Origin of the sequence: Geobacter metallireducens GS-15 (assembly GCF_000012925.1) — a bacterium.
GTDB classification, from domain to species: domain Bacteria; phylum Desulfobacterota; class Desulfuromonadia; order Geobacterales; family Geobacteraceae; genus Geobacter; species Geobacter metallireducens.
This window is the reverse complement of record NC_007517.1, coordinates 1,608,838-1,628,541: the sequence shown is the minus strand read 5'-3', so window position 1 is coordinate 1,628,541 and position 19,704 is coordinate 1,608,838. Positions and strand designations below refer to the sequence as shown.

The 19,704-nt window shown below is 59.9% G+C and carries 18 protein-coding genes and 1 riboswitch; of the genes, 5 read left to right on the top strand and 13 right to left on the bottom strand.

Translation table 11 applies throughout. The features are described from left to right. Window positions 1-14: 14 nt before the first annotated feature. From GMET_RS07335 to GMET_RS07325, 3 genes are read right to left on the bottom strand one after another with little or no spacing between them, the layout of a single operon-like run. The gene (locus GMET_RS07335; RefSeq protein ID WP_004511613.1) at window positions 15-1,682 is read right to left on the bottom strand and encodes a ShlB/FhaC/HecB family hemolysin secretion/activation protein; all 1,668 of its coding nucleotides are present in this window, start codon (window positions 1,680-1,682) and stop codon (window positions 15-17) included. A gap of 48 nt (window positions 1,683-1,730) precedes the next feature. After that, on the bottom strand, window positions 1,731-2,951 hold the full coding sequence (locus tag GMET_RS07330; protein ID WP_004511614.1) for a thioredoxin family protein: 1,221 nt from the start codon (window positions 2,949-2,951) through the stop codon (window positions 1,731-1,733). A 20-nt stretch (window positions 2,952-2,971) separates the two neighbouring features. Further along, window positions 2,972-3,781, bottom strand: a complete 810-nt coding sequence (locus GMET_RS07325; RefSeq protein ID WP_004511615.1) for a hypothetical protein — start codon at window positions 3,779-3,781, stop codon at window positions 2,972-2,974. A gap of 384 nt (window positions 3,782-4,165) precedes the next feature. Here GMET_RS07325 and GMET_RS07320 point away from each other — a divergent pair, with 384 nt between their 5' ends. From GMET_RS07320 to GMET_RS07300, 5 genes are all read left to right on the top strand, one after another. Then, a complete protein-coding gene (locus tag GMET_RS07320) occupies window positions 4,166-4,408 on the top strand; it encodes a hypothetical protein (RefSeq protein ID WP_004511616.1) in 243 nt (80 codons plus the stop codon). A 245-nt stretch (window positions 4,409-4,653) separates the two neighbouring features. Beyond that, window positions 4,654-4,854, top strand: a riboswitch (cyclic di-GMP riboswitch). Window positions 4,855-4,940: 86 nt separating this feature from the next. After that, window positions 4,941-5,678: a PEP-CTERM sorting domain-containing protein gene (locus tag GMET_RS07315; RefSeq protein ID WP_004511617.1), complete on the top strand. Its 738-nt coding sequence runs from the start codon at window positions 4,941-4,943 to the stop codon at window positions 5,676-5,678. 61 nt (window positions 5,679-5,739) lie between these two features. Next, the gene (locus GMET_RS07310) at window positions 5,740-7,044 is read left to right on the top strand and encodes a hypothetical protein (RefSeq protein WP_004511618.1); all 1,305 of its coding nucleotides are present in this window, start codon (window positions 5,740-5,742) and stop codon (window positions 7,042-7,044) included. Between the two features lie 78 nt (window positions 7,045-7,122). Continuing rightward, window positions 7,123-7,668, top strand: coding sequence for a PEP-CTERM sorting domain-containing protein (locus GMET_RS07305; RefSeq protein ID WP_004511619.1), 546 nt, complete (start codon window positions 7,123-7,125; stop codon window positions 7,666-7,668). 145 nt (window positions 7,669-7,813) lie between these two features. Then, complete coding sequence (locus GMET_RS07300) at window positions 7,814-9,154, top strand: IPTL-CTERM sorting domain-containing protein (protein ID WP_004511620.1); 1,341 nt, start codon at window positions 7,814-7,816, stop codon at window positions 9,152-9,154. Here the strand turns inward: GMET_RS07300 and xrtH are convergent. From xrtH to lexA, 10 genes are all read right to left on the bottom strand, one after another. Beyond that, window positions 9,086-10,069, bottom strand: coding sequence for an exosortase H (gene xrtH / locus GMET_RS07295; RefSeq protein WP_004511621.1), 984 nt, complete (start codon window positions 10,067-10,069; stop codon window positions 9,086-9,088). The two genes, GMET_RS07300 and xrtH, sit on opposite strands and share 69 nt — an antisense overlap. Before the next feature lie 7 nt (window positions 10,070-10,076). After that, a complete protein-coding gene (locus tag GMET_RS07290) occupies window positions 10,077-11,255 on the bottom strand; it encodes an AAA family ATPase (RefSeq protein WP_004511622.1) in 1,179 nt (392 codons plus the stop codon). A 44-nt stretch (window positions 11,256-11,299) separates the two neighbouring features. Continuing rightward, on the bottom strand, window positions 11,300-12,859 hold the full coding sequence (locus GMET_RS07285) for a GumC family protein (protein WP_004511623.1): 1,560 nt from the start codon (window positions 12,857-12,859) through the stop codon (window positions 11,300-11,302). Window positions 12,860-12,881: 22 nt separating this feature from the next. Continuing rightward, a complete protein-coding gene (locus tag GMET_RS07280; RefSeq protein ID WP_004511624.1) occupies window positions 12,882-14,114 on the bottom strand; it encodes an outer membrane beta-barrel protein in 1,233 nt (410 codons plus the stop codon). 25 nt (window positions 14,115-14,139) lie between these two features. Further along, window positions 14,140-14,898, bottom strand: coding sequence for a polysaccharide biosynthesis/export family protein (locus tag GMET_RS07275; protein ID WP_238378989.1), 759 nt, complete (start codon window positions 14,896-14,898; stop codon window positions 14,140-14,142). 1,079 nt (window positions 14,899-15,977) lie between these two features. Continuing rightward, entirely contained in the window at window positions 15,978-16,547 is a 570-nt protein-coding gene (locus tag GMET_RS07270) for a flavin reductase family protein (RefSeq protein ID WP_004511626.1), read from the bottom strand. A 26-nt stretch (window positions 16,548-16,573) separates the two neighbouring features. After that, window positions 16,574-17,227 (bottom strand): flavodoxin family protein, encoded by a 654-nt coding sequence (locus GMET_RS07265; protein ID WP_004511627.1) that lies wholly within the window; start codon window positions 17,225-17,227, stop codon window positions 16,574-16,576. Between the two features lie 233 nt (window positions 17,228-17,460). Next, window positions 17,461-18,702 (bottom strand): DNA polymerase IV, encoded by a 1,242-nt coding sequence (dinB, locus tag GMET_RS07260; protein WP_004511628.1) that lies wholly within the window; start codon window positions 18,700-18,702, stop codon window positions 17,461-17,463. Next, a complete protein-coding gene (locus tag GMET_RS07255) occupies window positions 18,699-18,953 on the bottom strand; it encodes a hypothetical protein (protein WP_004511629.1) in 255 nt (84 codons plus the stop codon). Before GMET_RS07255 ends, dinB begins: the two co-directional genes overlap by 4 nt. A gap of 3 nt (window positions 18,954-18,956) precedes the next feature. Next, window positions 18,957-19,562, bottom strand: a complete 606-nt coding sequence (gene lexA / locus GMET_RS07250; RefSeq protein ID WP_004511630.1) for a transcriptional repressor LexA — start codon at window positions 19,560-19,562, stop codon at window positions 18,957-18,959. Window positions 19,563-19,704 lie beyond the last annotated feature (142 nt).

The following is a 19,704-nucleotide window of genomic DNA, read 5'->3' as shown; positions in this document are numbered from 1 at the left end:
TCCTTCTCCCGTTGCTAGAACGCGCAGCTGACCCTGAAATGCACCCGCTGGTCCCCTTCCTTGATCCGGTCCGAATCGGAGAGGGCAACTGCGAAATCGACCTGGTATTCGAGGAACTTGAACAGCATCCCCCGCACGCCGGCCCCGGTGCCCTGGAGGGTCTGGCTGCGGTTCTCGCCGGGAAGGGGCTTTTTCAGCTCGACGGCTGCCATGTCGTAAAAAACGTAGGGGGTCATGCTCATGGCGCTTCCCAGAGTAATGTCAGGCACCCGAAGCTCAACGGTGCCATGGAAGCCGTTATCGCCCAGGGCCTCGCTCTCCTTGTACCCCCGCACGCTGTCCATGCCGCCGGCCACGAACTGCTCGTTGGGGATAAGCGGTTCGCTGGAGAGCTGTCCGTCAATCCGCGCGCGGAGCCCCATGCCGAGGGGAAGCTTCTGCTGCCGTTCCAGCCCAAGGATGGCGGCCAGATAGTTACCCTTGGCTTCGGAGCGCTTGACGGCCATTTCCGACTGGTCCGTCACCGCGCCCCGGAAAGCAAAATTGAGACCGGCGTTGAAGAGGGTGTACCCGGTGGAATCCTGAAGCGACGCATCGTAGGCCGTTGACAGCGGCAGGTAACTTACGCGAGTTTTGAACCCGGCACTCTCGTCAAACCTCTTGTAGTCGATGCCCAGGGTGGCGCTGTGGTTGTAAAGGCCCTTGCCTGCAAGCGGAATCAGGTACCGCCCACCCACGATGATTCCCTTACCGAGAACCTGCATATCCCCAAGGGACGCAAAGGTATTGGTATCGGACCAGACGCCGTAGAAGACGATCCGCCGGTCGTCATGCCACGGATCGGGAAGGACGTAGGAGCCGGAGAGGATCTGGACCTCCCGTGTTTTCTCGGGTGCGGTCTGGTACTGGAGCCCGACGGAGTGCTCCCGCTGCCAGAGGTTGTCGTAGCGGATGGCTCCATTGAGCCGCAGGGCGGAGGTGTCGTGGCTCGACCGGTTGTTCAGCTCCAGGCTGCCGTGCAGGGGAAGCTTCTCCTCTATCTTCAGCTCCACGTCCACATACCCCACTTCCCTGGAAGGCGCCATGGCCGGCGTGATCTTGAGGTCCGGATTCCGTCCCGCCTTGGTGAACTCGGCCTGGAGGGTCGGAACATGGGGGATCCCGCCGGGTTGGAGCGAGGGGAATTTTCCTAGGATCATTTCCCGTGAAAAATAACGGTTACCCGTGACAGTAACCGTATTGATCCGCTGCTCGACCACCTGTAGCCGGATAATCCCTTCCTCCACCGACTGCTCGGGGATGTTCACGATCACCGTCGGATAGCCCTGATCGTGGTGGAATTTCTCCAGCGCTTCCCGGGCCTTTTCCACGTCATCGGCGGTCTTGCCGTCACCCACGAAGGGGGCCATCACCTCCTGCAATCTGTCCGAAGCGAAAAGGGTATTCCTCTCCACCAGTATGGTGGTAATCGCAAAAGTTACCGGCTGTTCCGCGGGGGCGGGAGCGGAGGTTGCCGCCGGCTCCGCGGCCTCTTCCGGGCGTGCTTCGTCCCGGGCGGCAGGGGGCTCGTCGGCGGCATACACATCGCAGAGAATCGGCAGAGTGGCGAGGATCCCACACATGAAGGCAATACGAAGCAGGGGCCGCAACCGGTCGGGTATCGGCGGAAATATAGTGGTCATGGTCGGTAAGCCTTTCAGATCATTGAATTGAATGGAGGAGTCTGTGAACTACAGCAGCGCATTCAGCTCTTCCCGCAGGCCGGCGGCATCGCGGAAGCCGTCCAGCTTCTTCGCCACCTTTCCCTGCCGGTCGAGGAGTACGATCAGCGGATAGCCGTCCTGGCCGTATTGTTCCTTGTATGCCTTCTCCTTGTCCGAGTTCACCCGTATCCAGACAAAACGGTCGGAAACCGCCTTTATCCGCGGATCCTCCGCGGTTTCGCCAAAGAGCTTCTTGCACCACTGGCACCAGTCGGCGTAGAGGACCAGCACTGCGGGCTTCTCTTCTTGTTTCGCCTTCTCAAGCCCCTGATCGTGATTTTCGAGCCACGGAACGGATATGGCCGCGAGCTTCTCCCCTTTGGTCAGCGAAACCACTTCAAGATCGAGCACCACACTCCGGTCGGCCAGGGGATGGTTGAAATCCACCGTGAAGTTTTCCTCGCCGGCTGCGGTGATGGTCCCCCGTGCCCCACGGAACTCAAAGGGAGCGCCGATGGTGGGGACCAGACGGATCTTCACCGACTCCCCATCCACCTTCGTCTCCACGGCGCCGAAGCTTTCGGTGAACCGCTCGCCGTCCCTGGCGAGGAGTTGCAGCTTTGCCTGCTGCTCGGTCACCTCGATGACCCTGGCCGGAAAATAGGGAACCACCGGAAGTTCCTTTCCCACCACCGGCAAGGCACCGAAATTCTTCACGTAGTCAGCCGCCGGAATGGCGACTGTCCGGGGGAGACTCTTCACCGTCGCCATGGTGACGACCCGCTGGGGGTCACGGGCACCGAACGCCTTGTCGGCGGAGAGAGACAGATGCTTCTTTTCCCCCGGTGCCATGCCGATGACCGCCTCTGCCACCCCCGGAAGATTCCCTTCGCCGCCGGCAACGATCTCTTCGGGGCGGTAGCGGCTTCGGGCCGTGAATGCCACGGAGCGCGGGCGCCCCTTGTCAGCGGCCACCGACTCCTCGGTGGTTGCCACCAGGGCACCGTCGGCCGTGGTCATGGTATAGCGGAGCGTCACGAGATCGCCGGCTTTTGCCTTCCCTTCAGCCTGCGGCAGGTCAACAGTGACGGAGCCCGTGCCATTGCCGAGCGCATCCTCGATGGCTTTTGTCAGGACCGCATCGGCCCCGGCCGACTCCCCATTCCGTGGTTCAGCCGCCAGGGCCGGGATGGCCACCGCGACAACAAGCATCATGGCAACTATTTTTGACGTGGCTGTTCTGTTCATCGTGGCCGCTCCCTTGTCTCTCAGCGTTTCCCCACCTGCTCCGACCTCTCCGCCTTCACGTCGCACCGCAGCGACTCACCGCCAAAGGGATAGCCGTAGTCGATGGTAAAGAACCGCTCGTTCACGTCGCTGATCCTTCCCGCCAATGGGCCGCTTCGCACGATCCGCCCCACGGCGGCATCGATGACGATCTCCCACTGGTCGCCCCCGTCCCGCACAGTGCCCGGTCCGAAGGGGGTCTGCACCACGCCCCCGTCGGGGAGGGGGAAACGGATGACCACCTCTTTGTCGGTAACCTCTTCGACTATCCCCGGCAGGGCCGGATCGAGCACGAACCTGCGCCCTTTCTCCGGCTCGCGGCCGGTCCTGGTGAGATATTCCTCCCTCCCCAGCCGCAGCTCCTTGGCTCTTTTGCGGACCGTGGCCATCTTCAGGTAACGGTCTCCGCCGGACAGTCCTTCCAGGGGGCCGCCGGCCAGTTCAACGCTTGCCACCTCGCCGACTCCCTTGCCCACCACCGCCCCGGCCAGGCCGGCTGCCAGTTCGTCGTCAACACCCCTGTCCTTCGCCTCGGGCCTGGTTCCTGCCGTGAGTTGCAGGGGTGAATAATCACGGGAAGGAAGAAAAAGCGGCCCCTTTTTGACTCCGTTGTTTCCCGCCGCTTCCCGGACATTGGTTGCCGCCAGGGCACCGGTACCGTCGAAGCAGGTATAAGTAACCCGCACCGGGTCGCCGGCCTTGATCAATCCGCCCCTCTCCGGAGCGGCGCAACCTGCGACCAGACCCACGGCAACGACAGTAAAAGCATACTTACGTGCATATCTATACATATGACTACCTCGCCTTTCAGCTCATCCATCGGCACCCTCACGGACCGACGCACCCTATCAGCTGTTTGTTACAGATTCGCTTCGGACATGATGATTTTTTCTTAAAACCGGCTTTATCTTGCCGGCCAAATCGTGAAATCAGTCTAATGATTTGAAATTATTGATTATTGCCGCAACAGGGATTTTCGCCCTCTCTTTTCCGGCGCAATTCATCAAAATTTCAAAGAACTGTCATTGACTCGCAACAATCCGCTGCTAGAGTCCCGCTTCGTTCCATCTGGCCGGGTCGAAACGGAACCGGGACGTCCATAAAAATATTTAAACTAATTGTCATGAATCTTTCGTTTGCCTGTAATAAACCGCTGCTAAGCTGGAGCGCGTCACATGGCAAAGGCCAAAACCGAGAGGCATTGCAAGGGAAGAGCGGAGACGACATTGAACGTGGAACGGCAGAACGGAAAAATCCTGAGGCTCAGCCGGTCCGAGAAATACCAGCGGCTGGTTGATATGCTCAATGACCTCTCCAGCAATGAATTCACCGGCTACATCAAGGTAAATTTCAGCCAGGGGGGTATCGGCCGAATCGAGAAGTTCGAGGAAATCAGCTTCAACAGGGCCGGGGACTAGGGACCGGGAACCTGGAAAAACCGCTTCAATAGCGTAAACGCATTACACGATTAACCCAATAACGCCGGGTACTTTGCCGACCTGCCGGACAGGAAACGGAAAGCCCGCATCACGAGCGCCCATGGCGCCTGATGCGGGCTTTTTTGTTGCCGTCTGCCCGGCCCAAACTCATGAAAGGAGGTGTTGAAAGGAAAAGACCGTATACCGGACGGTATTACACGAAGGCCCCGCGCCTTCGACGATGCACCAGTAAAGGCCAAAACACGGGTAACCGTGTGACGGAAAGCCTACGGGTCCACGAGACGGATTCGATTTTTGACGGAGACCAAGGCGGCGAGGAGGAGGCGACGGAGGCGTACCTGAAGGTACGTTGAGGAGCCCCGCACGAGCCAACGCCGGTATACGTCAGAAGGCGAATCCGGCCGATGGATGGCCGGGTTGCCTGGGGCGGTAATGGAACTGACAGGACGTCGAAGCAGCACCAACACGCAGGACACACCCAAACATTATCGAACTCAGGAGGATCAAGAAAATGAAAAAGAAGATGATTGCCCTTCTCGCGGGCGCACTGATGACTGCAGCAATGGCCGGGAATGCCATGGCGTACTTTGAGCAGGATCACCTTGTTCGGGTAGTGTACGATAAAACCGTGATGACGGAAGTTGCCACCGACCTCGGCAAAGTTCAAGACATCATCGCAGCCGCTAAGAATGGTCCAGTAACTCTTGGCGCCGGTGCCGACTCCTACCTCGGGGGCGCACTGGCCACCTCGGCGCTGTCCAACCTCAACGTTGCATACTATGCCGTGAACGTCGCCAACAAGGACCTCTGGCTCTCCAGCAAGACCGACACACAGAGCATTGCCACTACTCAGTGGGGCACTACCAGTTCAATGATATCTAATACTCTCGGAATTTATGCACCATCTGCCACTTCAACTGTAACGCTTGCAATGGCCAACCCATCTTCCTACTGGAACAAACTTGACGGCAACGGCACCAGGGTAGGCAAGTTCAACACCACGTACACCGTCGCTAACGGCGAAATGAACCTTGCCGCCCTTGCCACGGGCGGTGAAGCGAAGCAGAACCTTTTCTTCTGGGACAACCCGAGCCTTACCTCCGGTGCTGCCGGCGCCAAACAGGTCACCATAAAGACCCTTTCCACTGGCGGTACCCAGGTAGCGTCGAACGTTCCAGTCCCTCCTGCACTTTTCCTCATGGGCTCAGGCCTCCTCGGACTCGTCGGTATCCGCCGCAAGAAGCAGTAAGCACAGCATCAATCCCCCCGGTCACCCGGGGGGATAACCAATACATAAGGAGACTAATGCAATGAAGAAGAAAACCCTCAAGACCATGGTCGCTGCAGCGGCGGTCCTTTCCTCCGCCGCCATTGCCCAGGCCGCCACCGTCGATATCAACATCTACGGTGCCTCCGCCCAATACCTCTTCTGGAACACAGCAGCCTCCAATTTCCTCACCGCCAAAGGATGCACCTCCATCACCAAGGCAGAAGACAGCAGCAAAAAGCACGGCATTACTTCCGGTAAGGCCTGTTCCGGTTTCGGCGGCAACGACGTAATCATTCGTTACTCCTCCAAGGCCTCCTATGAGTCGGTCCGCTCCCTGAAGGGGACCACCAACCCCGACGGCTGCCCCAACGCCTACCAGCGTAAAATGGCCGACTCGGTCACCGCTCCCAACACCCTTACCTGCCAGACCATTACCCTCGGGGCGTCCGACGTATCCGGCGAGGCTTTTGTTCAGGAGAGCCATGGCCAGAAGTTCGGCCCCCTTGGCGGCGGTCTTGTTGATAACGTCCTGACCGGCGAGAATGCTTCCGGCCTCACTTCTTACAATCCCCTCGTTGTCCCCTTCGGCTTCTTTGTGAACAATGCCGTAACTGCCAAGAAGTGCACCACCGCTGCCGGGGCCATGTCCGGGGAATACTGCGCCAGCGACGCCGACTGCGGCGGTACAGCCGGATCCTGCGGTGCTGCCAGCACAATCGACAACATTACCCGCCTCCAGGCGGTATCCATATTCTCTGGCACGATAGCCGACTGGTCCGACTTCGGCGGCTACTTCACGGCTCAACCGGTTGTTGCGTGCCTCCGCCACGCCGGATCCGGCACAGCAGCAGCCCTCGACTTCTCGGTGGTCCGCGGCAATGGTTGGGGTAGTGGCCTCGCCAGCTTCGAGAACCCCGGCGCCGTCTGGTTCAACGAAGGCTCCACCGACCTCATCAAGTGCGTAAACGGTAACAGCACCGCAACCCCCTCCGGCTCCGCAATCGGCGCCATAGGCTATGCAGACGCCGACCAGACCGTTGGTGCGGCCGGCACCAGCCAGAACGTGAAGGCTGTCAAGTACAACGGCCACTTCGGTACCCGCTACAGCATCCGCAACGGCGTCTACGATTTCTGGACCACCCAGTGGGTCTATGAGGACGCTGCCCGCACCTCCCTTGCACAGCGCCCGGTAGTCGACGCTCTGGTAGCTTACGCCTCCAGCCCGGCCAACGTCCCCGCCACCAAGGCCAAGTACTGGGCCACCAAGGACGAGATGAAGTTCTTCAAGGGCTCTGAAGCCGAGTATCCTTATCTTCTCGGTGCCATCAACCCGCAGCTTCCCTAACCCCGCCCACCTGCGGTGTATCTTCGAGGGGCCTCGACCGAGGCCCCTCTTTTTCCATTCCGGATCATGGAGGAACCAATGAAAACAATCACCGCCACAATCGCCGCGGCCCTCCTGCTCGGACTTGCCGGCAATGCCCTGGCGGCATACACCGATTTCTCCTCAAGCGCTGATGTTAAGCTTCCCGGCCTGAACCAGAGCCTGAGCGGTGGCAACGCCATTCTCACTGTCATCAATCCGATTGAAGATAGAAAGGACAAGGGGATCATCACCGTCATTGCTCCAGCTGAAAAAACCGGCATCGTGACCGTCGTGGAACCCATGGACTTTACCTTCACCCAACTCTCCTACTCCCAGGGATTCTTCTTCGACACATCGGACACCTTCGGCGCCGGCGGAAGCCGCATGGCGACGATAGGTTCAAGCAGCATACGAAGCATGAGCGCATTCTTCACCCAACAACCACTCCCCCCTATTATCACCGAGGTCGCCCCAAGCGGCCCAGGGATCGTTACGGTCATAACACCCGCCAACGCCACCACCGTCCCCGTCCCCCCTGCCCTCTTCCTCATGGGCTCGGGACTTGCGGGCCTCGCCGGCATCCGGCGCAAGCGCCAGTCTTGACCTCCATGGCGGCCCCTGTCACAGGGGCCGCTCCCACCCAAAATCCACGCACATTCACACACTTTCGGCCCCGTCGTAACACCGAAGAGAACTTCATCTGCCATTCTTAAGCATGAATCAATCCTCCCGCCAAATGGAGACTGTCATGCCCGCACATCGTCTTCCCGTCATCCGGAAAATCCTCGCCGCCACATTCCTTGCCGCCCTTTTCAGTCAAAGCCCCGCGTCAGTCGCTGCCGCTGCGCCCGTTGAACCACCGGGCATGCGGCAACGGCTTTCGTCCGGCGCTCCCCAGGAGATGCTGATCCTGCTCGATGAGGGTGCCATTGCCAAATCCCACGTTATCGGCGCACTCAGGGCCGAGGGGGGAGAGGTGGTAACAGATTACTCCCACCTGCCGATGCTCTTCGCCAGAATTCGATCCACAAAGGCCCTTGACCGTCTCCTGACGGCTCCCGGCATCCAGGCTGTGTACGAAAACCGCGTCCTCCGGCCCCATCTCGCCGAGAGCCTCCCCCTCATCGGCCAGCCCCCACTCGCCGCCATCGGGAAAACCGGCAGCGGCACAACCGTGGCGATAATCGACAGCGGGATAAACTATACGCTGCCGGCCTTCGGCTCCTGCACCGCGCCGGGGGTTCCGGCCGACTGCAAGGTGGCGGCATCGGTGGATATTGCCACCAACGACAACGCCCTGGACGACCTGGGCCACGGCACCAACGTGGCCGGTATTGTCGCCGGTGTCGCTCCCGGTGCGAAACTAGCCGTTCTCGACGTGTTCAATCCCGACGGCACCTCTTCCGATGCCCTGGTTATCGCAGGAATCAACTGGGCCATTTCAAACCGGGCAACGTACAATATTGTGGCCATCAACATGAGCCTGGGGGATGGTAGCCGCAACACCGCAGCATGCAGCAACAGGGGGACCAATCCCTACGTGACCCCCATCAATAACGCCAAGAGCGCGGGAATCGTGACAGTCATCTCGGCAGGGAACGAAGGGTATACAGACGGCATCTCACGCCCCGCCTGCACCCCGGCCGCGGTGTCGGTGGGTGCGGTGTACGACGCGAACGTGGGAGGGATCAAGTGGACCGCCTGCACCGACGCGACCAGCGGTGCCGACAAGGTCCCCTGCATGTCGAACACCGCCACGTTCCTCAACATGCTGGCGCCGGGGGCATTCATCACTGCCGCCGGCTCGACCATGGGCGGGACGTCCCAGGCGGCGCCCCACGTGGCGGGTTCCGTGGCGGTACTGAAGGCCCAATACCCCAATGAAACGCCGGACCAGCTCATCTCCCGTCTCATTTCCTCGGGAAAACCGGTGACCGACCAGCGCACCGGCGGGGTCTTCCCGCGGCTCGATCTTTTTTCGTCAATGGGGTTGCCGGACTCGAATTTCGTGCCGGCGATGTCACCTTGGGGTATCGGCCTCTCGGCGGTCTTTCTCGGCGGAGCCCTGGCGGTGCGCAGACGGTCTTGATACCCCATGGCACAGGATGAACCACAGCAGAAACGGCAGGAGATATCCGAGGATTTCATGAATGGCCACGGAGGCAAGGTAGGCCTCCCGGATGCCGAAAGCGGACAAGAGGATGTTACAGACGCGGAAGAGCTGATGCCCCACGGCCAGCAGAGCCAGCCCCCCTGCAAGGAATACGGCTTTTCGCCGGATCGGGATGGAGCCTGTCGCCAGGACCAGTGACGCGAAAAGGACGCTGTTGAAGGTCTGGTAGTAGAGAGGACGCTCGACGGGAAGCTCCACGGGCCTTCCGGCCATTTCAAACAAAAACCTGAGCGGTATATCGCCCACGGCAACGTACCAACGGTTCATGAAGAGCCACGGAACGAAGAGAACCACCGACCACGCCAGTACCCCGGGAACAAACGGAAAGGTTGCAACCCCATCGGCGGAGGCCCACCGGCTCCAGAGAATCGCCCCGAATAACACCACGCCCACCATGAGTATCTGACCGACGTAGACGTGAACCGCCTCGAAGAGGGCTGGAACCGCCGCGCCCGTGGCAATGACAGCGGCAATGCGAAGGACATTGATTGAGTTGAGGATGGGAATACCGGCCAGGATGCCGGCAGCCTTAGCGCGGGGAGAGGCGCCGGAACCAAGGACGAAGGAGGCAAAAAGGATGGCGGGGTTGATGACGGAGCATTCCGTCACGACCCGGGCAGAGAAGCCGTCGAGCCGTACCAGGGTGCCTGCTGCCTGGGCATGGCGCCCCATGAGCCCCAAGAGTTCCGCCGTCATGATGGCGGTGGTGCGGTTGAGGGGCTCGAAGACGGCCTCCGGGGCCAGGAATTCAGCCAGAAACAGGACGAGGGCAACGACCGCGAACCTGATGGCCCGGATCGTGCCCCCGTCATGACCTGCGGCGAGTTCCACGTCTTTGCTACGCGTCGCCCCTGCGCCGGCGGTTCAGCACCACCCCCAGCACCTTCTCCCGGGGGAGCATCCTGATCGCCCGGGTGACTTCGGACATGGGGGTCTCGCCCGCCTTGACGGTGACGACAATGTGATCCACCAGCGGCGCGAAGGCCAGGGCGTCAGCCCCGCTGAGGACGGCCGGCACGTCGAAGATCACGTACCGCTCCGGGTAGCGGTGCTTCATGTCTTCCACCAGTTCCTTCATGCGGGGTGAACCGAGCAGTTCGCTGCTTTCGGTGATGGTCCTGCCGCCGGATATGAGAGTGAGCTTCTCCACACCGGGCCATACCATGAGATCGGATATGGGGCAGTCGTCCAGCAGATAGTCGTTGAGTCCCTTTTCGCCCCCGATGCCGAGCAGTTCGTGGATCCGCTGGCGGCGCAGGTCGCAATCGACCAGGAGAGCCGTCTGACGGAACTCCTTGGCAAAGGTGAGGGCCAGGTTGATGGCGGTGAGGGTCTTCCCCTCGCCCGGAAGGGCGCTCGTGATCATGATGGTGTTTCCGCCCCGCTCGCGGCTGCGCTGGAGAATCTGGGTTCGGAGCACGCGGTACGATTCGACTTCGTCGGCGTCGGACAAAAAGGCGACACATTTATTTCTCGCCACCAGCTGCGGGTCGAGGCGGACGGAGCGCGAGACGGTATAGGCCGGCGACACCCAGCCGATCTTTTCCCTGTTGACGACGGAGGGCTGGCGCTTATCATCCGTGTGATCGATGCAAGGCTCTTCGGGGCAACTTACTCCAGCAGTGTCTATAACTTCGTCCGGTGAAACCACCGGTTCAGGCGCCTGCACGGCGAGATTTCCGCAACATGTGTCCACTTCAGCCATTGGTTGCGTTGCCTCGTATTGTAGATCTGCAGCAGTCCCTGAATCTACTGTCGCAGGAAGCGCGTTCTCCCGACGGGAAGAGATCAGACCAAAGGCAGTCTTTCCCATCCGCCCCAAGGTGGACAGCTTCCGTTTAGGCGCCGTTTCGGCCCGCTGCTCCACCGGTTCGAAGACAACCGCCTCTGTTTCGGGCGCCGGCAGTGCCGCCTTGAGCCGGGGCGCTTCGGTTGAAACAGCTTCCTGGCTGTCGGAACGGGCCGACTCCAGGACCTTTTTTCTCATCCGTTCAAGAGCTGTCGATGTTTCCGCCATGTCACTCTGCTCCTTTCCAGTCAGGTCTCAGCAGGAACGTCCTGCTAGACGGAGAGCCGCCGCATCATCTTGGCCACGATGATATCCAGATCCATGACGAAGAAGTGAATAAGCGGAATCGCCACAATGATGACCATGGCCACCCCGGCTGCCGCCATCCGATAACGCCGCTTGCGGACGTCGGTTTCCTCCAGGGTGACGATCTCGGGGATCGCGGCGAGCACCGGCAGGGCCGTGGCCCGTGCCAGGGTTTCGATGCCGTGGGCGGACTGATCGCCGTATTCCCTGAAGGCGGCGGTGCCGATGCCGGCACCCAGCCCGAGAATCAGGCCGATAACGAGGATGGCCGGCACATTGGGGCTCACCGGTTTCTCGGGGAGCCGGGCCGCGTCGATGAGGGTGAAGCGTTCCCCCATCTGCTCCTTTTCGAGGCCATGGGCCACTTTGGCTTCCATGAACTTCTTGGAGAGATCGTCATATTTGAGCTGAAGGTTGTTCCGCTCCACGAGCAGCACCTTGTACCCCTCCTCCACCTGGGGGAAAGCCTCCAGGCGGCGGCGGTAACTGTCGCGCTTGCCCTGGGCCAGCTGCACCTGGCGCTTGACCGATTCGATCTCGGACCGGGTGCTGGCCAGCTGGGCCGAGAGGGTCACGTAGGCAGGATTGTCGGGCTTGCTTTCCATATTGCGTCCCGACCCCTTGAGCTGTCTTTCAAGGGCGGCAATCTCGGAGCGGGCCTTGATCACGTCGGGATGGGCATCGGAGAGGCGGGTCTTGAGGTCCACAAGCTTCACCCGCAATTCCCGCAGCCGCCCCTTGTCGGTGTTGGCGTCGTCCGTGGGGATACTGGAAAGCTGGGCCTCCAGATACCCTTCCTTCTCCCGCAGCATTCGCAGCTGGTCATGGAACTGGTCCACGTCCCGGTCGCTCCGGTCAAGTGTCTGCATGTTCAACTGGGCAAGCTCGGGCAGCGCGCTCACGTTGCGCTGCTTGTAATCGGCGATCTTTCTCTCGATCTCCACGAGCTTTGCCTGAACATCCTTCATTTCCTCTTCCATGAACCGGGTGGCTCCCAGGGTCTGCTGCTCGCGAACCCTGAGGTTCTCCTCCAGGTAGAGGGATGCCAGGACGTTCGACACCTGCTGGACCGTTGCCGGGCTCTTCCCATCGTAAGAGAGGGAGAAGGCGATGGTGGCGGCGGTGGGCCTGCCGGTGCGGCGATCCACAACATCGGCGCTGATGGTCTGGAATTTGATGTCCCCGCGCATCTGGGAGATGATCTCTTCGGTGGTCTTGCTCTTGCGCAGGTCGCTGTAGAGATTGAAGCGGTTGATGATCTCCAGGAGTTTCGTGGAGCTCATGATCCGCTGGTTGATGGTCTGGAGACGCTCCTCGGCGTAGCTCGTCACGGTGGTCATGACGAAATCGCGGGGAATCTCCTGCTCCTCGATGAGGATCGTGGAGGTGGAACGGTAGATGCGCGGCAACACCACTGCGGCCACGAGCGTCATCGCAAATATGACCGCAGCCGGAACGATGAGGCTCAGCCTGCGCCGCTTTACGATCCGTACGATATCGCCGAACGATTTGATTTCTGCTTCCATCTTACGCCTCGCACTTTCTCAATTATTTCTCCAGAAACGGATACCGGTAGACCAGGCTCATCATCACACCGTTGCGCTCCGCCGTCTGTCCGGACACCCCGTAGTCGATCCGTGCATAGCCGTACCGCGCCTCCAGGGAGAAGTCCCTGCTCACGTTGTACCGGGCGCCAATCCCCGCATTGAAGGTGGTCTCGTCGATTTCGCCCGCCGAGAACTCTCCCCTGTCGGAGCGGTTCAGAAAGAACCCGGACGACAGGAAGCCGGTCAATTCTTCCGTGAAGCGCCGACTCAGATCGAGGGTCAGGCCGGTGCGGCGGCTTGCGCCCGATCTCCCCGATGCCGGCACGATTCCCTGGCTGAAGGCAAGGGTCCCGGCAGTGTACTCATCCCTGTAGCTGACCCCGGCCTTCCCCGTCCCCCCCCAACTGTGCTCGCCGTTACGGACAAGCGATGAGCCGGCAAGAGTGTCGAATTCCGACGTGGTGTAGCTGGCCCCCAGATTGGCAAACAGTTTCCAGAGCTCGGTGTAGGACCACGAGATCCCGGCCATGGCCAGGTACTGCTCAACCTTTGTGTCCGTGGCCTCCCGCGTCTGGTAGTTGCCGTAGCCGAAAATGAGGCTCCCGGTCAGGTCCGGCAGGTAAGCGCTTAGATTCCGCTCCAGCACCACGGAGAGATCGTGGGAGCTGTTCTGCGTGTTGGTGCGGTCATTGAAGTCATCCTGCAGATACGAGTACGAAAGGGCCGTGGACATTGTCTCGCTCAGGATGTAATTGGCCGTGGCCCCGTATTCCTGCCGGTGCCGGGTGACCGGCTCCACGATGAGCCCTGTCCGCTCGATGTCCTGGTCGGGGCGGTTGTTCAGCTCATACTTCGCTGACGCACCCAGGGTCAGAAGCTCCGTGAGCCGGTAGCGGGCACCTCCCCGGTAAAGCTGGTTCAGCGAATTGCCGAGCCTGTTCTCATCGGTGTAAAAGATCTGGTCCAGCTTGAGCGTCAGGTCGGCATCGAGCCGCTCGGTCCGTTCCGTTGCCTCGAATCCGCCCGAAAGAGTGGTGATAAATGAACTCTTCCGATCGTCGGGAGACATGAACAGATTGTCGATATACTCCTGTTGCAGGGCCGTCGCACCCAGGAGACGGAAGTCGTCAGCGAAGGCGGAAACGGGAAGCATTGTAAGGGCAGTTCCGATCAGGGCTGCGGCGGCAGAGATCACCTGCACGGCCGAAACCGGTCTGCGGCATGGCAAAGACATGGCAAGCCTCGTCGATTAAATCGGATCAGGGGACGACGATCAGGTCACCGCGCCTCAGGACAATATTCTCTTCCAGCCGGTTACCCCGGGACACCTCGCTGTAGGCAAAGGAAAAGATGACGGTTTTCCCCTCGTCCTGGCGGAAAATCTTGATGTCATCCTTCTTGGCAAAGGGATTTACCCCGCCCGCCATGGCCAGGGCCTGTAACACGTTCACAGGCGAGCTGATCGGATGACGCCCGGGAGAATTCACCTTTCCCACCACAAAGATCATCATGCTGTTGGCCTGCCGCACCTCAAGGGAGAGGGTCAGGTCGGAAAAGTAGCTCGAAAGGCGCGTCCTGATCTCATCCTTGAGTTGCTCCACGGTCTTCCCACCCGCCTTGACCACACCGATAAGGGGAAACGAAATGGTCCCGTCGGGAAGCACCACCACCGTCTTGGTCAGGCTCTCGTCGCGCCAGACCGCGATATCGAGAACATCGCCGGCACCGATGACATAGGCATCGCCAGCCTGCGGGGGAACCGACGTGGGCTGATCCACCCCGGCAAGCACCACGGGATTGGGAGCAGGCACTTCCTTAGTCGCCGGCATCTCACCAGTCGCAGGCACTTGATCGGCAACACTGGTACCAATGGCGCCCTGCTCCTGAACCGGAATCGTAGTATCATCAGCCACGGTCTTCGCTGGCGATTCCGCAACGACAGGCTGCCGGTTTTCAGTAGTACCGGGATTCTCCGTTGCTACAGCAGCGACGGCTTTTTCGGCAGGCTCGGTGGCCATCAGAACGGGAGACCCGGGCTCGTTGTCGGACGCAACAGTTCCAGTCGCATCGGTGACAGCGGGCGGAACGGCGGCACTGTCCGAAGGAATCGAGTCTGCAGCGGAAGATTGGGGATTTGTCTCGGCTGACGATGACGTAGCCGGGGCAGTCTCGGCTAACGCGGCTGTATCGGAATGTTTTTCCGAGTCTTGAGAGGGAACGGGAGGAACTTCTGCCTTGGGGGGAGCAACAGGTGGCGGTGCAGGCGCGGGACGGGGGACGGATTTCACAATACCGCCGTGGGGGTCGTTCCAGAGCCCCCAGGATGCGGCATGGACAGGGCTATCCCCCACCATCAATGTGGCGGATGCCGAGATAGCAACGAAAACACCGAAAATTGCTGTGGTACGTGACGTCATGAAATCCTCGTATCAGTCGATTCTGAACGCATTTCTAAAACGTCATGACCGTACCACCTCCGCGTTACATGTTTATGTCAGGTACATTAAAATATCCAAAATAGTGCCGTTCGTTTGACGTACCAGAGTTTATTCAGATTATCGATTTCGTTTACCGCCGGATACCCAGTGACGTTCCAGGATTTCGCCCCAGTAATAGTTCTTATTTCTGCCATCCACGGACATGGCCATTTTCATCTGCTTCCTGTGGAGTTCTTTCCTCGCCACTATCGGCCAGGCGGACATGACGTCATGGAGCGGCGTCATGCGATAGGCACCACGCGGCAGCTATTTCGGTATCAGCCAGCCCGGAGCAACGATCCCACGTGAAGACGTCTTGGAGCGGTCCAACGGATAGAGGCTCTTTTCAAGGGAGGGAAGCGCGGTGCCGAGGAAGGTGTCTCCAGCGCGACCGCGCGCCCTATTCCGCTGCCCGAACCGGTCACTACCACTGATTTTCCAGCAAGATATCTGGTCATTGTGCTCCTGCACACATTTCAGGCTACGAGGCTTCACAGGGCCAGTCGATAAAAGCTTTGCCGCGTCGGCGAGGGACATGGGCTTGACATTCAGTTTCAGGGCGCGACCAAAATCATTTCTTGCCGTGGGCCTTTTTCCGTGGATCCGCTAGACGTTGCTCATCATAACAATTTCTTACCCACGGAGTATGCCCTGTCAAGCAACGGCCCAACAGCATGATACCCCCTGTGGGCGGTATCAAAGACCAGTGGCTGTATCTTGAGGATGTCGGGAAGACCGTCCTCGCTCAAGATGTTCTTGTCTGCCTTCACATCAATGATCTCGCCAATGAACTGGGTGTGGATCCCTATCTCCAGCGTATGGAGCAGGCGGCACTCCAGAACTACCGGGAACTCCTCCGCATACGGAGCGTCCACCAGTTCGCTTCTGACAGGGGTCAATCCGGCAACGGCAAATTTGTCAGCGTCACGTCCGGAGGCGATGCCCACGTAGTCCGCTTCCGCCATGGTCGCTTCGTTGGCAATCCCCACCGTGAATGCCTGGCGCTCGACGATGCTGTCATAGGTGTGTCTGGACTTGCGCACGGATACCGTCACGCACGGCGGATCGGAGCAGCAGATGCCGCCCCAGGCAGCATTCATCAGATTTGGTTTGCCTGCGTGGTCGTATGTCCCCACCATCAGGACCGGTGTAGGGAACAGCAGCGTCTTGGCACCGAGTGATTGTTTCATGTGGTCTCCAATCTATGTTTTCAGTTTTACCCTCTGGCTGATCTTGCCAATCGGGCGCCCAACTCTGAAGCTTTTCTGCAATCTTCCGGGAACACGTCCCTGCGCCGCTGCCGGCGCTCTTCGGGATCGAAGTAGTTGAACACCACCTTGTCGTAATCCTCGAACTGGAGTGTTTCATAGGAACAGAGCGTTTCCGCCTGACCGAAAATCCGAGCCAGGTAGTTTTCGTTCATCCCGATATGGATCGGGTACTGATTCTCCTTCATGATCTCTTCCGAGACGTTCATGGTGTAGATGAACGCGGTCGGAATATTTCTGGTGAAGAGTGAGCTCGGTGGCCGGGTGTATGCCAGATACTGGAAAAGGAGCCGTTCCATGAAGGAACGCATCTCTCCTGTCACGGTTCCGAAATAGATGGGCGAGCCGAGGATGAAGGCATCAGCGGTGGCGAGCTTTTCGAGGGCCGGCGTGAGTCCGTCTTTCATGGCACATTTGCCGTAGCTCTTGCCCTCCTTCAATTTGCAGGCAAAACAGCTCGTACACCCCTTGAAAGTGAGATCATAGAGATGGATAAGCTCCGTTTCCGCCCCCTGCGACGCAGCACCTGAAAGCGCATGTTCGAGCAACATCGCGGTGTTCCAGTTCTTCCTTGGGCTGCCATTTACAGCATAGACCTTCATGCAAATCCTCCTTGAGAGATCAGTGATAATGGATTATCAGCGTTGCAGTTCTTTGGGGAGAGACTCCAGTCAGCCGAGGTGTATGAACCCCCGGAGACCAATCATCATGGCCTCTGCTGCATCATGCCTCAGAGAGGTCGGCCGTGATGGGCTCTACAAATCAAGAAATATACTTTTATTTTATCATGCCTCGTAGAAATAATCGGGATTACCAGTGTCTGAGGTTCGGGTGTTCACTTCACATCCACATTCCTGATCCCCTCCGGCCGCCAGGCGGGGGAGATGACGTGGGAGCCCTTCTCCTGGCGCCGCTCCTTGTCCAGGAGGCTCCCAAAGGTGACGGCGAAGTCGCCGAACCTGTCGTTCACCTGGTCCATGGCCCCGGCCAGGAGCACCTTCTTCCGCTCCTCCTCGAAGAGCGGCAGTTGGTTCGACTCGTAGCGGAGGTTACTGAGCCTTACCCCCAGGAGCCTTACCGGCTGCTCCAGGACAAGAGTATCGAGGATGGCGACGGCGGCCCGGTAGATGTCATCGCTCTGGTTGATGTGGTGGGGGAGCGTTTCCTGCCTCCCTACCCAGGTGTCGAAGTCGGCGTAGCGGATGGAGAGGGTGACGGTCTTTCCCCAGACGTTATATCTGCGGGCCCGGCGCCCCACCATCTCGGAGAGTTGGAGGAGCCACCTAAGGATCTCCCGCCGGTCCTCGATGTCGTGCTCAAGCGTCGTCGAGTGGCCCACCGATTTGACTTCCTCGGCCTCTTCGTGGGGGACTACCGGGGAGTCGTCGATCCCCTGCCCCATGAGGTGGAGCTTCTCGCCCACTATCCCGAATTTGCGCATCAGCCGGTCCACCGGGTAGCGGCCCAACTCGCCGCAGGTTCTGATCCCCAGGAGGTTCAGCTGGCACTCCATCTTGGCGCCGATACCGCAGAGTTCCTTGATCGGCAGGGTTTCGAGGACCGGGGCAACGTCGTCGGGCTTGATGACGGTGAGGCCGTCGGGCTTTTTCATCTCCGAGGCGAGCTTGGCGAGGAGCTTGTTGGGGGCGATGCCGATGGAGCAGGTAAGGCCGAAGTGGTGCCGGATCTCGGCCTTGAGGAGAAAGGCGATCCGCTCGGCGCTGGAATACAGGGAGAGGGAGCCGGTGACGTCGAGAAAGGCCTCGTCGATGGAGAAGACCTCCACCAGCGGGGTGAACTGCTTCATCATCTCGACGATCCGGGCGGAGGTGTAGGTGTATTTCCGGTTGTCTCCGGTGACGAGGATGATCTGGGGGCATTTCTGTTGTGCCTGCCAGACGGTCATGCCGGTTTTGACGCCAAAGGCCCGGGCCTCGTAGGAGGCAGTGGTGATGACGGTGCGGGCTGCGGAGCCGATGACGGCGATGGGCTTGCCCCTGAGCGCGGGGTCGTGCTGCTGCTCCACGCTGGCGAAAAAGGCGTTCATGTCCACGTGCATGATGACCCGGCCGCTCACACGACCTCCGCATCGGCCGCTTCCAGGGTCCAGAGTTGTTCCCGGGAGTTGTAGATCAGCTCATAGAGGGCAGTGCCGTCGGTAACGGCGAAGTGAAGCAGGAGGGCATTGCCCGCAATGTGCCGCCAGCGGTAGGTGACCTTCTCTATGGCGTGTTTCTGTTGCCGCCAGTCGAACCAGACCGGGTGGATGGACGGCCCCGGGCCAAAGACGGCCCCGACTCTGATCTGTTCCTGTACCCGCTGCAGCATGGCTTATTCCAGGGTCCGGAAGATCCCGACCACCTTGCCGACGATCGCGACCTCACCCTCCCCTTCCCGGATGATGATCGGCTCCATGTTCGGGTTGCGGGGCTGGAGGCGAATCTGTCCCCGCTCCCGGTAAAAGGCCTTGAGGGTCGCCTCGCCGTCGACCATGGCGACGACGATGTCGTTATTCTCCGCAGTGGGCTGCGGACGGATGAGGGCCAGGTCGCCGTCGAGGATGGCGGCGTTCACCATGGAGTCCCCTTTCACCCGCAGGAAGAACTTTCCCCCCTTGAGCTGGGCCTGGTCGATGGCCAGATACCCCTCGATATCCTCGATGGCCGGCTGGAGCATGCCGGCCCGCACCACGCCAGCGATCGGGAGCGATGCCGATTTTGATCCGTGGCCCACGAGGGAAATGCCGCGGGAGTTGCCAGGGTCCCTGCGGATGTACCCTTTGCGTTCCAAGGCGGTGAGGTGTTTCGATACCCCAAGGGTGCCACTTATCCGCAGATGGGCGGCAATGTCCCTCATGGTTGGGGGATAGCCGTATTGGGTGAGGTAGCCTTCGAGAAATCGGAGGACTTCGTTCTGGCGAGGGGTGAGTTCTTCCATGGCGCTGCTCCTCTATAGGTTCACATGTGCCAACCTATCACCAGAGGAGCAGCGTGTCAAGCGGGTGGTGTGTGAGGGAGGTTACCCCTGGAAGAGCTTGAGCATTACGCATGGCGTGGCCAGAGAGAAAATTGTTGACCAT

Coding starts and splice junctions, on each gene's coding strand:
- GMET_RS07270 (WP_004511626.1), bottom strand. CDS start 16,547: ATGAAACAATCACTCGGTGCCAAGACGCTGCTGTTCCCTACACCGGTC.
- GMET_RS07265 (WP_004511627.1), bottom strand. CDS start 17,227: ATGAAGGTCTATGCTGTAAATGGCAGCCCAAGGAAGAACTGGAACACC.
- GMET_RS07325 (WP_004511615.1), bottom strand. CDS start 3,781: ATGTATAGATATGCACGTAAGTATGCTTTTACTGTCGTTGCCGTGGGT.
- GMET_RS07310 (WP_004511618.1), top strand. CDS start 5,740: ATGAAGAAGAAAACCCTCAAGACCATGGTCGCTGCAGCGGCGGTCCTT.
- GMET_RS07330 (WP_004511614.1), bottom strand. CDS start 2,951: ATGAACAGAACAGCCACGTCAAAAATAGTTGCCATGATGCTTGTTGTC.
- GMET_RS07275 (WP_238378989.1), bottom strand. CDS start 14,898: ATGGCCACCGAGCCTGCCGAAAAAGCCGTCGCTGCTGTAGCAACGGAG.
- GMET_RS07300 (WP_004511620.1), top strand. CDS start 7,814: ATGCCCGCACATCGTCTTCCCGTCATCCGGAAAATCCTCGCCGCCACA.
- GMET_RS07255 (WP_004511629.1), bottom strand. CDS start 18,953: ATGCTGCAGCGGGTACAGGAACAGATCAGAGTCGGGGCCGTCTTTGGC.
- GMET_RS07320 (WP_004511616.1), top strand. CDS start 4,166: ATGGCAAAGGCCAAAACCGAGAGGCATTGCAAGGGAAGAGCGGAGACG.
- GMET_RS07290 (WP_004511622.1), bottom strand. CDS start 11,255: ATGGCGGAAACATCGACAGCTCTTGAACGGATGAGAAAAAAGGTCCTG.
- GMET_RS07335 (WP_004511613.1), bottom strand. CDS start 1,682: ATGACCACTATATTTCCGCCGATACCCGACCGGTTGCGGCCCCTGCTT.
- lexA (WP_004511630.1), bottom strand. CDS start 19,562: ATGGAAGAACTCACCCCTCGCCAGAACGAAGTCCTCCGATTTCTCGAA.
- GMET_RS07305 (WP_004511619.1), top strand. CDS start 7,123: ATGAAAACAATCACCGCCACAATCGCCGCGGCCCTCCTGCTCGGACTT.
- GMET_RS07285 (WP_004511623.1), bottom strand. CDS start 12,859: ATGGAAGCAGAAATCAAATCGTTCGGCGATATCGTACGGATCGTAAAG.
- GMET_RS07315 (WP_004511617.1), top strand. CDS start 4,941: ATGAAAAAGAAGATGATTGCCCTTCTCGCGGGCGCACTGATGACTGCA.
- GMET_RS07280 (WP_004511624.1), bottom strand. CDS start 14,114: ATGTCTTTGCCATGCCGCAGACCGGTTTCGGCCGTGCAGGTGATCTCT.